A 13,520-nucleotide genomic window follows, 5' to 3' on the forward strand; every position below is an offset into this window, starting at 1 on the left:
TCGTCTGACCTTAGCTCGTCGACCTTTCGTACAGCACCTGGTCGATCTTTCCACCCCTTGCTTACCGCTACGGACGACGACCCTTCGGCGGCTTTCTGGCCGGTTTCGTCGGTACCGCCGGCTATTCGCGGAGTGGCCCCGGCACCGCTGCGGTTCGCCCGCCGAGGCATCTGGCGGGACTTTGACCCAGGTCGCAAGAGATTAGACCAAAGGATAATAGGCAAAGCCTATGAATTACGGGCTAGGCATCCCCGACCCTTCTCATTAAAATGTCCAGCAACAAAAACGCATGCGCACGTAGCCGCGCCCGAGACCTCTGTCTCCGGTCAGCCGCTGCCAAGGCCGCGCATTGCGTTTTTGCTCCGACTCCTCCGGTGACGCACAAGAGAGGGGCGGTGGAGGGACAAGAACCTGCCCTTGCGTGTTTCCGGCTGCATTCTGCCTTGCCCACTGCACATCTACCCATGTGCCATGGTGCCGCACCGCACCGAAACTCGATAAGCAGACCCCGCTTCTATCGATTGAGAGACCATATGCTGAAGAAAATGACTGGCGCGCTGCTCGGCGTAGCTATCGCCTCCGCCCTGGGCACCGCACAGGCCGAAGACATCAAGAAGGTCGACGTCCTGCTGATCGGCGGCGGCATCATGAGCTCCACCCTGGGCATCTGGCTGAACGAGCTGGAACCGAACTGGACCATGGAAATGGTCGAGCGCCTGGACAAGGTCGCCGACGAGAGCTCCAACGGCTGGAACAACGCTGGTACCGGCCACTCCGCCCTGGCCGAGCTGAACTACACCCCGGAAGACAAGGACGGCAAGGTCACCATCGCCAAGGCCATCGAGATCAACGAAGCCTTCCAGATCTCCCGTCAATTCTGGTCCTGGCAGGTCAAGAACGGCGTCCTCAAGGATCCGAAGAGCTTCATCAACAGCACCCCGCACATGAGCTTCGTCTGGGGTGACGAGAACATCGCCTTCCTGAAGAAGCGCTACGAAGCGCTCAAGGCCAGCCCGCTGTTCTCCGGTATGCAGTACTCGGAAGATCCCGCGCAGATCAAGCAGTGGGTTCCGCTGATGATGGAAGGCCGCGATCCCAAGCAGAAGATCGCCGCTACCTGGAGTCCGCTGGGCACCGACGTCAACTTCGGCGAGATCACCCGCCAGTTCGCCGCCAACCTGCAGTCCAAGCCGAACTTCAAGCTGAACCTGTCCAGCGAAGTCGAGAACATCACCCGCAATGCCGATGGCAGCTGGCGCGTGGAGTACAAGAACCTCAAGGACGGCAAGAAGACCGAGACCGACGCCAAGTTCGTCTTCATCGGCGCCGGCGGCGGTGCCCTGCACCTGCTGCAGAAGTCGGGCATCCCCGAGGCCAACGACTACGCCGGCTTCCCGGTGGGTGGCTCCTTCCTGGTCACCGACAATCCCGAGATCGCCCAGCAGCACCTGGCCAAGGCCTATGGCAAGGCCTCGGTGGGCGCACCGCCGATGTCGGTTCCGCACCTGGACACCCGCATGCTCGATGGCAAGCGCGTGATCCTGTTCGGGCCCTTCGCCACCTTCTCCACCAAGTTCCTCAAGCAGGGCTCCTACCTGGACCTGCTGACCAGCACCAACACCCACAACGCCTGGCCGATGGTGCGTGTGGGCGTGGCCGAGTACCCGCTGGTGGAATACCTCGCCGGTCAGCTGATGCTGTCGGATGACGACCGCATGGCCGCCCTGCGCGAGTACTTCCCCAACGCCAAGAAGGAAGACTGGCGCCTGTGGCAAGCCGGTCAGCGCGTGCAGATCATCAAGCGCGACGCCGACAAGGGTGGCGTGCTGAAGCTGGGCACCGAGATCGTCGCGGCCAAGGACGGCAGCCTCGCCGGCCTGCTGGGCGCCTCCCCAGGTGCCTCGACCGCCGCGCCCATCATGCTGAGCGTGCTGGAGAAGGTGTTCAAGGACAAGGTCGCGACCCCGGAGTGGCAAGCCAAGCTGCACCAGATCGTGCCCAGCTACGGCACCAAGCTCAACGGCGATCCCGAGCGCGTGCAGCAGGAGTGGAACTACACCGCCGAAGTGCTGCAACTGGCCACCCCGCCGGTCGCCACCGGCAGCCAGAACGCCAAGGCCACCGTCAGCGCTCCGCGCGCCGACAAGGCCGCCAACGACATGGCGCTGTAAATCGCCGTCAGGCCCGCTGTGCAAGCAGCGGGCTCACCGCGATAAGCAAAGGCCCCACCCCGATCCGGCGTGGGGCTTTTTTTCGCCCCTGCATTGACCGTGATAGAGCCCTTGCGCCCAGCCAGGCCCTGTGACAAAAACCGCAATGGCGTGAATTTTTTCCCGCCAGACAGGCACTAAAACAGCAGCGATACGCCGAGGCAGCTCATTGCACGCCACAATGCTGATCTATCCTCGAGCCTTAACCGTTACCTGAATCTGGAGACACGATGACGGCACATCCCGCCCCGGGCATCCTGCATACCCGAGAAGGCCAGCGCCTGGCTGATACCGATGCCGCCGCCTGGCGGCAGTGGGGGCCCTACCTGAGCGAGCGCCAGTGGGCCACGGTCCGTGAAGACTACAGCGCCGATGGCGACGCCTGGCGCTACTTTCCCCATGACCATGCGCGCAGCCGCGCCTATCGCTGGGGCGAAGACGGCCTCGCCGGTTTCTGCGACAAGGCTCAGCAATGGTGCCTGGGCATCGCCCTGTGGAACGAGCGCGATCCCTTCCTCAAGGAACGCCTGTTCGGCCTGACCAACGCCGAGGGCAACCATGGTGAAGACGTCAAGGAGCTGTACTTCTACCTGGACGGGGTGCCGAGTCACGCCTACCAGAAGATGCTCTACAAGTATCCCCACGCCGCCTTTCCCTATGCCCAGCTCACCGAGGAAAACGCCCGGCGTGGCCTGAACGATCGTGAGTACGAGATCCTCGATACTGGCGTCTTCGCCGAAGATCGCTATTTCGACGTCACCGTCGAATACGCCAAGCACACCCCCGACGACATCCTCATGCGGGTCACCGTGGAAAACCGCGGGGCCGAGCGCGCCAGCCTGCGGGTGCTGCCGCAGATCTGGTCGCGCAACACCTGGGCCTGGACCGGCACCCCGCCGCGCTCCATGCTTAGCCTGGAAGGCGACCAGGTCCGCGCCAGCTATTTCGACCGGCCCGACCTGGTGGTGAGCGCCTGGGGCCCCCGCGAAGTCGAGTGGCTGTTCTGCAACAACGAAACCAATCTGCCCCGCCTCACCGGTGAGCCGGCCGAAGGCCCCTTCAAGGACGGCATCAACGACTACGTGGTGCGCGGTGCCCGCGAGGCGATCCGCCGCGACTTCGGCAGCAAGGCGGCCGCCCATTTCGCCGTGGAGCTGGAGGGTGGCGCCAAGACCGTGGTCTATCTGCGCCTGGCGCCCACCAACGCTCTGTCGGTGGATGCCGACGCCGTCTTTGCCGAGCGCATCGCCGAAGCCGATGCCTTCTATGCCGCTCTGCAGGAAAAGATCGCCGAGCCCGATGCGCGCCTGGTGCAGCGCCAGGCCCTGGCCGGCCTGCTCTGGTCCAAGCAACTCTACTACTTCGAGGTCAATCGCTGGCTCGATGGCGACCCGGCCCAGCCGACGCCACCCGCCCAGCGCCAGCGCATCCGCAACGGTCACTGGCGCCACCTGCTCAATTTCGACATCGTCTCCATGCCGGATAAATGGGAGTACCCCTGGTACGCCTCCTGGGACCTGGCCTTCCAAGCGGTCGCCTATGCGCTGATCGATCCCGGTTTCGCCAAGCAGCAGCTGCTGCTCCTGGTGAAAGACAGATTCATGCACCCCAACGGCCAGTTGCCGGCCTACGAGTGGAATTTCGAGGACGCCAATCCGCCGGTGCACGCCTGGGCCACCTGGCACGTCTACCTGCAGGACAAGTCCCTGACCGGCGTGGGCGATCGGGTCTTTCTCGAACGGGTCTTCCACAAGCTGCTGCTGAACTTCTCCTGGTGGATCAACCGCAAGGACACCGAGGGTCGCAACATCTTCCAGGGCGGCTTCCTCGGCCTGGACAACATCGCCCTCTTCGACCGCTCGGCACCCCTGCCGGAGGGCTATCACCTGGATCAGGCCGACGGTACCGCCTGGATGGCCGCCTATGCCCTGGACTTGATGCGCATCGCCCTGGAGCTGGCCAAGGAAAATCCGGTGTACGTGGATCTGGGGGTCAAGTTCTTCGAGCACTTCCTGCACATCGCCGGCGCCATCAACCACAGCGATGATCGCGAAGACGGCCTCTGGGACGAACAGGACGAATTCTTCTACGACGTCCTGCACAAGGCCGATGGCAGCGCCGAGCCGCTGCGCCTGAGGTCCATCGTCGGCCTCATCCCGCTGTTCGCGGTGCAGGTGCTGGAACAGCGCGAGCATGAAGGCCTGCCCGGCCTGGGCGGACGGCTACGCGGCTTCCTGCGCCAGCGTCCGGACCTCGCGCGACTGGTCTCGCGCTGGACCGAACCCGGCCAGGGCAATAGATTCCTGCTCTCGCTGCTGCGTGGCCATCGCACCAAGCTGTTGCTCAAGCGCATGCTGGATGACCAGGAATTCCTCTCCGAATACGGCATCCGCTCGCTGTCCAAGGCCCACGAGCAGCAGCCCTTCGAGATGCGCCAGGCCGACGGCAACCTGCTCAGTGCGCGCTACCAGCCGGCGGAATCGGATTCGCGCCTCTATGGCGGCAACTCCAACTGGCGCGGGCCGCTGTGGATGCCGATCAACTACATGCTCATCGAGTCGCTGCACGAATTCCACCGCTACTACGCCGACAGCTTCTCGGTGGAATACCCCAGCGGTTCCGGTTACCTGGCCAATCTGGAAGAGGTCGCCGACGGCCTCAGCCAGCGCCTGACCCGGCTGTTCCTCAAGGACGCCGACGGCAAGCGCCCGAGCATGGTCGACTATCCGCAATTGCAGAACGATCCGCGCAGTCGCGACCTGGTGCTGTTCCACGAGTACTTCCATGGCGAAAATGGCCGTGGACTCGGGGCCTCGCACCAGACCGGTTGGAGTGCCCTGGTGGCACTGCTGCTGCAACCCCGGCGCTAGCCCGAGCACGCCACGGTGCCGGCCCCGGCCGGCACCGTGGCAGACTGCAACAAGGCGGCAGTTTTCCTCGGCCGCCCTGGATACTATGCTCTAGTGCGGTGTTTAAGAAGTTCGCGCAAGAAAGGGCGAGTGATTTTTGTTCTTGGGCAAGGCGCCGCGACGAGTCATGGCAGGGCTATGGCGAGGCGTGGTAACGCCGTCCAAGGAGCAAAAGCACCGCCAACATTGTGCAGTTAACTTCTGAAACACCACACTAGCCAGAGACCCGCCTTCGCGAGCCCGCATGACTCTCCCCGATGACGTCCAGCGTCTCCACGCCTTGAGCGAATTGCAGATTCTCGATAGCGGAGCCGAAGCCGCCTATGAGGACATCGTCGCGCTGGCCTGCCAGCTGACCCGGGCGCCCGTGGCCTTCATTACCCTGGCCGATCGGCACCGACTCTGGTTCAAGGCCTGCCAGGGCGTGACGATGAGCGAGATGCCGGTCGACGCCTCTCTCTGCCACCTGGCGATCCGCACCCCTCGTCAGCCCTTTCTGGTGGAAGACCTGCAAGAAGATCCACGGGTCGCGCACCTCAGATCGGCCCCCGGCCTGGAACGGATGCGTGCCTACCTGGGCATTCCCCTGCTCGATGGGCGCGGGATCGCCCTCGGCACTCTCTGCGTGATGGACGATCGCGTCCGCCGCTTCGAGGCCGTCCAGGTGGAAAATCTGCAACGCCTGGCCCGGCAGGTCACGAGGCTGCTGCAGCAGCGCGACACCCTGCGCCAGCTGGAAGAGCTGGACATCAACTTTTCCGCCTTCATGAACAACGGGCCCTTCATCGCCTATATCAAGGACCGCGACTGGCGCTATGCCTATGTCAACGAACCCTTCCTGCAGCAACTGGAGCTGACCCGCGACGAGGTCCTCGGCCAGGACGACTTCAGCATCTGGCCAGAGGCGGCGCCACGCTTTCGCCAGGTCGACGAGCAGGTGATGAACGAACTCAAGCCGAGCCGACTCGTCGAGCGCATGACTGTCCACGACGGTAGGCGCATCTTCTGGCAGTCCTACAAGTTTCCCCTGGTCACCCGGCAGGGCATCGCCCTGGCCGGATTGTCGGTGGATGTCACCGAGCACATAGAGCAGCAACACATGCTGGAGGCCTCTCAGCGCCAGCTGCTGGACATGATGCAGGCCGCCGAACAGCGCAGCGTCACCGACGCCCTGACCGGCCTGTACAACAGACGCGCCTTCGACCTGCGGTTGGCGGAGCATCTGCGACGTGCCGAAGACCAGGGCACGCCGCTGTCCATGCTGCTGATCGACGTCGATCACTTCAAGGCCTATAACGACGCCTTTGGCCACCAGGCTGGCGACACCGCCTTGCAGACCGTTGGCCAGTTGCTGCTGCAGAGCTGTCGCGACAATGACGCCTGCTTTCGCTACGGCGGCGAGGAATTCGCCATCCTGCTGTCAGGTGCCGATCTCACCGCGGCCCACCTGGTGGCCGAACGCTGTCGCGCTGCGGTCGCCAACCATGCCTGGTCGCGGCGCCCCATCACCCTGAGCGTAGGTCTGGCTACCCACAGGGCCGGGATGGATGCCTACACCCTCACCGAAGGCGCTGATCGAGCGCTCTATGCGGCCAAGGGCGCTGGCCGCAACCGCATCGCCGCCGAGTCCGGCCCCGTCTCGCCGCCCAGCCAGGAATGACGCCCAACAAAAAACCCGCCGAAGCGGGTTTTTTGTTGCGACCATCCCAACGTCCTGTCAGGCGCCATCCTGGCCTGGTCTTCATCCGTGAACTCAGGGCTGCGCATCCTGCGCGGCTGATGGGTGTAGATTACGCAGCCCCCGCGGATGGCAACATGGCCAGGTGACACCAGGGCGTGTAAGCCTTTTGCCATAGCCCGCCAGGTCCGCCCGCCAACCAGAAATCGCGCCCAACAAAAAACCCGCCGAAGCGGGTTCTTTGTTGCGACCATCCCAACGTCCTGTCAGGCGCCATCCTGGCCTGGTCTTCATCCGTGACCTCAGGGCTGCGCATCCTGCGCGGCTGATGGGTGTAGATTACGCGGCCCACGGCAGTGGCGACATGGCCAGGTGACACCAGGGCGTGTAAGCCTTTTGCCATAGCCCGCCAGGTCCGCCTGCCAACCAGAAATCGCGCCCAACAAAAAACCCGCCGAAGCGGGTTCTTTGTTGCGACCATCCCAACGTCCTGTCAGGCGCCATCCTGGCCTGGTCTTCGTCCGTGACCTCAGGGCTGCGCATCCTGCGCGGCTGATGGGTGTAGATTACGCATCCCACGGTGGTGGCGACATGGCCAGGTGACACCAGGACGTGTAAGCCTTTTGCCATAGCCTGGGGAACACGACGACCGCTGCCCCACCTAATGCTGACCCCTGCCGAAGACCCACCATGGCCCTCTCCACCTCCTTCGCTATCGTGCAACAGCAGATGCGCCGTGCTGCCGGCCTGGTCTGGAGCACCTCTCCCGCACTGATGATCGGCCTGTTCCTGGCGACCCTGGTCGCCGGCCTGCTGCCGGCCCTGGCCGCCTGGCTGGGACAGCGTATCGTCGATGCCGTGGTAGCGGCCATGCGGCTGCATGCCGAGCAGGGCCAGGCACCACTGTGGCCGGTACTGAAATTCGTGCTGGCCGAAGCCGGGGTGCTGGCCGCCCTGGCGGGCGCCCAGCGCCTGCTGTCGGTGCAGCAATCGCTGCTGCGGGTGCGCTTGGGGCAGACCGTGAATCTGCTGATCCTGGAAAAGGCCCAGACCCTGTCGCTGGCGCAATTCGAGGACGCGGATTTCTACGACAAACTGGTGCGGGCCCGGCGCGAGGCCTCCATCCGGCCCCTGGCGCTGGTGACCAAGTCCCTGACCCTGTTGCAGAACCTCATCTCCCTGGTCAGCTTCGCCGTGCTGCTGGTGCATTTCTCGCCTTGGGCCCTGCTGCTCCTGGTGGTGGGCGCCCTGCCGGTGTTTCTGGCCGAGGCGCGCTTTTCCGGCGATGCCTTTCGCCTGTTCAGCCGGCGTGCGCCCGAGACCCGCCGCCAGACCTATCTGGAAACCCTGCTCTCCCACGAGGCCTACATCAAGGAGGTCAAGCTGTTCGGCCTGGCGCCGCTGCTGCTGGAGCGCTATCGCACCACCTTCACCAAGCTCTATGCCGAGGACCGCCGCCTGACCCTGAGGCGTGACGGCTGGGGGTTCGTCTTTGGCCTGCTGGGCACCCTCGCCTTCTATGCCGCCTATGCCTGGGTGGTGCTCGATACCGTGCGCGGTCGCCTGAGCCTGGGCCAGATGACCCTCTATCTCACCCTGTTCCGCCAGGGTCAGGCGGCGGTCAGCGCCAGCCTGACGGCCCTGGGCGGGCTCTACGAAGACAGCCTCTACCTGAGCAATCTCTACGACTATCTGGGCCAGCCGACCAGTGCCGAGGGCGGCAGTCTCACCCTGGGCAGCCAGCCTGGCGATGGCCTGAGATTCGAAGGGGTCGGCTTCACCTATTCGGGTGCGACCGCGCCGACGCTCAAGGACATCAGCTTTCACCTGGCGCCGGGCCAGAGCCTGGCCCTGGTGGGCGCCAACGGCTCGGGCAAGACCACCCTGATCAAGCTGCTGACCCGCCTGCACAGCCCGACGCGTGGCCGTATCCTGCTCGATGGCAGCGATCTGCAGGAGTGGCAGCCGGCGGCGCTGCACAGACGCATCGGCGTCATCTTCCAGGACTTCATCCGCTACCAGCTCACCGCCGGCGAGAACCTGGGGGTCGGCGATACCGCGGCCTTCCACGACGAGACGCGCTGGCGCAAGGCGGCCGAGCAGGGCCTGGCCGACGAGGTCATCGCCGGCTTGCGCGAAGGTTACGCGACCCAGTTGGGGCGGTGGTTCCTGGGCGGTCAGGAGCTGTCCGGTGGGCAGTGGCAAAAGATCGCCCTGTCGCGCGCCTACATGCGCGAAGACGCCGACATCCTGGTGCTGGACGAACCCACCGCCGCCCTGGACGCCGCGGCCGAGGCGGTGATCTTCGAGCGCTTTCGGGCCCAGGCGCAGCAACGCATGACCCTGCTGATCTCGCACCGTTTCTCCAGCGTGCGCAACGCCGATCAGATCCTGGTGCTGGAAGACGGAGAGATCCGCGAGCGTGGCGATCACGAGGAGTTGCTGGCCAGCGGCGGCCGCTATGCCCAGCTGTTCGATCTGCAGGCCCGGGGTTATCGCTGATCGCCGGTGGCGAACTTCGCGCAGGGCGCTCTGCCCAACCTTAACAACCACTCGCGGAGGCCGCATGAACGATCAGATCAAGGAAAACCCCGACGACCTGGACATCGATCCGGACATCGCGCCCGATCCCGAAGAGCCCGTGGGCGAGAATCCGGATGACAAGCCGGTCGAGGAACGCCTGCCGCAGAAGAATCCGCGCGATCCGGAGTACAGCTGATGAACGCCATCCTGCCGCTGCCCGAGGATGAAGACCCGGAAGGGCTGCATCCGGCGGAGCTGCCGGCCGACGAAGACGATGCGCCGCCGGTGGATCCGCTGTGACGGGGCAGGCGTAGGGTTTGCCCTCACCCCAGCCCTCTCCCGGAGGGAAAGGGGGAATGGTGGCCCGTAGGTTGGGTTGAGCGCAGCGAAGCCCAACGCTTTCCGGGCCGGCACAGGTTTGTTGGGCTTCGACGATGGAGCCGTCTCAGCCCAACCTACGGATATTCCGCATCATGAAAAAGGTCCGCCATGGCGGACCTTTTCTTTGGCCTTATTTCGGGCCGGGTTGCGGTTGGTAGAGTTCGAGCAACTTGAGCGTGACGCCGTTGGTCCAGCCGAAGCCGTCCTGCAGCTCGTACTCGCCGCCGCCACCGCCCTGGCCACCAGTGAGGTCGTATTTTTCCACCAGCTTCTGCTCCCGGGCGTAGAGATTCTGCACCTGGGTCAGGAAGCGGGTGCCGATGTCCGCCGCCAGCTTGTCCTGCTGATAGCGGCGCAGGCCATCCACGGCCACCCACTGCAGCGGTGCCCAGCCATTGGGCTCATCCCATTGCTGGCCGGTCTTGACCGTGGTGGTGGCGATGCCGCCCGGACGCAGCAGCTGGTTGGCCACGGTCGCGGCGGTCTGGTCGGCGCTGCTCTGGCTGGCCGCACCCACGAATAGCGGGAACAGCGTCGCCGCGGTGACCTTGTCGGTGCGGCGCTTGGCCTGCCAGTCGAAGTCGGTGTAGTAGCCGGCGGGATTCCACAGGTAGCGATCGATGGCCTGCTGGCGGGTCTTGGCCTTCTGGCTGTAGGCCTGGACGCAACTGGCCTCGCCGGTCTTTTCGCAGGCCTTGGCGATGGTCTGTTCCAGGTGATAGAGCAGGCTGTTCAGATCCACCGGGGCGATGGCGGTGGTGCGGATGGTCGCCAGGGTCTTGCCATCGCCGAGCCAGCGCGAGGAAAAGTCCCAGCCACTTTCGGCGCCCGCGCGCAGGTCTCGATAGACCTCGCCGGCCGGTCGACCCTTGGCCTGGGCGGCGGTGGCCAGATCTTCCATATAGGACTCCTGGCGCGGGGTATCGCGGGCGTCCCAGTAGCGATTGAGCAGGGTGCCGTCGGCCAGCTTGACCACATGGGCGTTGGCCTGGCCTGCCTGCAGCCCTTCGGCGCCGGCCATCCAGTAGGCGTATTCCTTCTGCAGCTGCGGGAGATAGCGACGATAGGCGGAATCGCCTTCCAGGTTGGCCTGCAGGTCGACCATGTAGGCGAAGAACGGCGGCTGCGAGCGACTCAGGTAGTAGCTGCGATTGCCGTTGGGGATGTGGCCGTAGACGTCGATCTCATGGGCGAAGTTGTCCACCATGTCGCGGACCAGGTCGGTGCGCCCATCCTTGGCCAGGCCCAGCATGGTGAAGTAGGAATCCCAGTAGTACACCTCACGGAAGCGACCGCCCGGTACCACATAGGGCTTGGGCAGCGGCAACAGGCTGCTGTAGGCCGGGACCTGTTCGTAATGGCGGGTCAGTACCGGCCAGAGATCCTTGACGTGGGTGGGCAGGTCGGCGCCCGCCTTGGGTGGCTCGGCCTTGATCGGAGCGGATTCTTCGAAGTTGGCGCTGACGAAGGCCTTGAGATCGAAGCCCGGCTTGTCGCGCTGAGCCAGGTAGTCCTGGCGGATGTCGGCCGGATTGCGCTTGGGCAGGGCATCGACGAAATGCTTCTGGTCGGTGAACAGCTTGCCCTGCTGCACCGCGGCGAACAGCTCGGGATAGGCCTGGTCCGGCGGCACGGCGCGGGCGTTGCTGGCGTCACGCCAACTCCAGGTCGGGGTTTCCGGCTTGCTGCCCTCATGGGCGCAGGCGGCGAGAAAGGCGATGGACAGGGACAGGACGAGCATCCGCGCGGGTGGCGCAGGTGGCAGGCGTTTCATGAAGCGCTCCTTTTCTTGTCGACACGACAGCAGCCGCAACAGACGTTGCGACACGAAAGGATCGACCCTGAAGCGCCGCGACAGTTCGCCGCGACGGGCTCAGCTACCCGGGCGCAGACGCCTCACGCTGCGCGCTAGTTCCTCCAGGCCGAAGGGCTTGCCGATGAGTTCGACGCCCTCCTCGGCCAGCTCCGGCAAGGACGCGGGATCGGCCTGGCCGGACAGATAGAGCACCGGCAGTCCGGGGCTGGTGGCCCTGGCCTGCTCGGCCAGTTGCCGGCCATCCAGCCCGGAGAGGCCGAGACTGGTCACCAGCAGATCGATGCGCAGGGTGCCCGAGGCGATGAGGGCAACCGCGGTGGCGCTGTCGGCCACCGCCAGCGGGGTGTAGCCCAGTTCCGCCAGCACCTCGCCGATGATGACGCGGACCTCGCGCTCTTCCTCGACGATCAGCGCGCAGTCACCGGAGACTTCCGGCAGCACCGGGCCTTCGGCTTCGCTGGGGGTAGGCTGCACCTCGGGCTGGGCCAGCAACCGCGGCAGATAGAGACTGATGCAGGTGCCCTCGCCCACCACCGAGTGGATTTCCACCTGGCCACCGGATTGGCGGACGAAACCATAGATCATCGACAGGCCGAGACCGGTGCCGCGACCGCTGGGCTTGGTGGTGAAGAAGGGCTCGCAGGCACGCTTGAGGGTATCGGCGTCCATGCCGGTGCCGGTATCGCAAACCTGGATACGGACGAAATCACCGGCCACCGTCTCGATCGGCAAGCCGATGCTGAGGGGGCCGCTGACGTTTTCTACCCGGATGCTCAGGTTGCCGCCTTCGGGCATAGCATCGCGGGCGTTGATGGCCAGGTTGAGGATGGCGTTTTCCAACTGGTGCGGATCGCAATGCAGCAGCCACAGGTCGGCGTCCAGCTGGACGTCCTTGCGGATCTTCTTACCCAGGCTGTGGCGCAGCAACTCGTGCATGCCCTGCACCAGCTGACCGGCATCCACCGGGCGCGGTTCGAGCACCTGACGGCGGGCGAAGGCCAGCAGGCGCTGGGTCAGGGCAGCGGCGTTCTCGGCCGAGCGGGTAGCGGTGTCCAGATAGCGCTCCAGCTCCTGGATGCGTCCCTGCTGCACCCGCCGACGCATCAGGTCGAGCGAGCCGACGATGCCGGTCAGCAGGTTGTTGAAGTCGTGGGCGATGCCGCCGGTGAGTTGGCCGATGGCTTCCATCTTCTGCGCCTGGCGCAGTTCCTCTTCCAGGGCCACCAGCTCCTGGCTGCGCACCTCGATGCGTTCTTCAAGGTTGCGGTTGAGTTCGTCCAGGGCCTCGCGGGCCCGCACGGTTTCGCTGACGTCGCGAGAGATGGAGAGGAATTTCAGGGGGGTGCCGTCATCGCCCAGGATCGGCGTGACCACCACGTCCCACCAGCGCCGGGTGCCCTTGGCGGTGGGTGCGAGCCCGGTGAAGCGCCCAATGCCGCCGTGGCGCGCTGCCTCGATCGCGGCCAGCACCTCGTGACGCTGCCCCTCGGGCCAGAGTTCGGCCCAGAGGCGCCCCTGGAAGGGAATGAAGTCATCGATCTCCATGACCATCAGGCCGCCCGGATTCATGTATTCCAGGCGCCCTTCCAGATCAATCAGCTTGATGCAGTCGACGCTGCAGACCATGACGCTGCGCTTGAAGGCCTCGCCCTGCCAGAGTTCCGCCTCATGGCGGCGCTGCGCGGTGACGTCCAGCAATACGCCGCCGGCCTCGCGCCGCTGGAACTGCAGGCAGCGCAACTGGCCATCGGCACCCTGGTGCCAGGCCTCCCAGACCTGCCCTGGCGCGGGCAGCAGTCCCTCGGGCGGCGTACTGCGACTCTGCAGGCCGCTCAGCACCTCGGCGGGTGGAAGGCCCCGGGCCAGCGCCTCGGCATCCCGTTCCAGCATGGCCGCACAGGCGGCATCCGCACGCCATTCGGCGCGGCTGGGATCGTATTCGAACAGGCCGACGGCAAGGAACTGGGACATGGTAGGTAGTGGCCGATGAAGGAAAGAGATGT

At 65.1% G+C, this 13,520-nt stretch carries 7 protein-coding genes; 5 read left to right on the forward strand and 2 right to left on the reverse strand.

All coding sequences use genetic code 11. The features are described 5' to 3' along the window. The first annotated feature begins 533 nt into the window (after positions 1-533). The 5 genes from mqo (at position 534) to NRG74_RS12310 (ending at position 9,516) form a co-directional block, all read left to right on the forward strand. Positions 534-2,171: a malate dehydrogenase (quinone) gene (gene mqo / locus NRG74_RS12290; protein ID WP_017641720.1), complete on the forward strand. Its 1,638-nt coding sequence runs from the start codon at positions 534-536 to the stop codon at positions 2,169-2,171. A 269-nt stretch (positions 2,172-2,440) separates the two neighbouring features. After that, positions 2,441-5,080 (forward strand): MGH1-like glycoside hydrolase domain-containing protein, encoded by a 2,640-nt coding sequence (locus NRG74_RS12295; protein WP_017641719.1) that lies wholly within the window; start codon positions 2,441-2,443, stop codon positions 5,078-5,080. A 283-nt stretch (positions 5,081-5,363) separates the two neighbouring features. Then, positions 5,364-6,779: a GGDEF domain-containing protein gene (locus NRG74_RS12300; protein WP_184291736.1), complete on the forward strand. Its 1,416-nt coding sequence runs from the start codon at positions 5,364-5,366 to the stop codon at positions 6,777-6,779. Between the two features lie 708 nt (positions 6,780-7,487). Beyond that, positions 7,488-9,299: an ABC transporter ATP-binding protein gene (locus tag NRG74_RS12305; RefSeq protein WP_257704109.1), complete on the forward strand. Its 1,812-nt coding sequence runs from the start codon at positions 7,488-7,490 to the stop codon at positions 9,297-9,299. Between the two features lie 64 nt (positions 9,300-9,363). Further along, complete coding sequence (locus NRG74_RS12310; protein ID WP_257704111.1) at positions 9,364-9,516, forward strand: hypothetical protein; 153 nt, start codon at positions 9,364-9,366, stop codon at positions 9,514-9,516. Positions 9,517-9,831: 315 nt separating this feature from the next. On the opposite strand, the gene treA is transcribed toward NRG74_RS12310, so the two are convergent. Both treA and NRG74_RS12320 read right to left on the reverse strand, forming a co-directional pair. Then, a complete protein-coding gene (gene treA, locus NRG74_RS12315; protein WP_257704112.1) occupies positions 9,832-11,475 on the reverse strand; it encodes an alpha,alpha-trehalase TreA in 1,644 nt (547 codons plus the stop codon). A 99-nt stretch (positions 11,476-11,574) separates the two neighbouring features. Next, the gene (locus tag NRG74_RS12320; protein WP_017640956.1) at positions 11,575-13,488 is read right to left on the reverse strand and encodes a hybrid sensor histidine kinase/response regulator; all 1,914 of its coding nucleotides are present in this window, start codon (positions 13,486-13,488) and stop codon (positions 11,575-11,577) included. Between the last annotated feature and the right edge of the window lie 32 nt (positions 13,489-13,520).

Source organism: Pseudomonas oryzihabitans (assembly GCF_024652905.1).
Lineage (GTDB): Bacteria > Pseudomonadota > Gammaproteobacteria > Pseudomonadales > Pseudomonadaceae > Chryseomonas > Chryseomonas benzopyrenica.

Bases quoted from the DNA above. Each gene is read 5' to 3' on its own strand.
- NRG74_RS12310 (WP_257704111.1), top strand. From the start codon at position 9,364: ATGAACGATCAGATCAAGGAAAACCCCGACGACCTGGACATCGATCCG.
- NRG74_RS12305 (WP_257704109.1), top strand. From the start codon at position 7,488: ATGGCCCTCTCCACCTCCTTCGCTATCGTGCAACAGCAGATGCGCCGT.
- treA (WP_257704112.1), bottom strand. From the start codon at position 11,475: ATGAAACGCCTGCCACCTGCGCCACCCGCGCGGATGCTCGTCCTGTCC.
- NRG74_RS12295 (WP_017641719.1), top strand. From the start codon at position 2,441: ATGACGGCACATCCCGCCCCGGGCATCCTGCATACCCGAGAAGGCCAG.
- mqo (WP_017641720.1), top strand. From the start codon at position 534: ATGCTGAAGAAAATGACTGGCGCGCTGCTCGGCGTAGCTATCGCCTCC.
- NRG74_RS12300 (WP_184291736.1), top strand. From the start codon at position 5,364: ATGACTCTCCCCGATGACGTCCAGCGTCTCCACGCCTTGAGCGAATTG.
- NRG74_RS12320 (WP_017640956.1), bottom strand. From the start codon at position 13,488: ATGTCCCAGTTCCTTGCCGTCGGCCTGTTCGAATACGATCCCAGCCGC.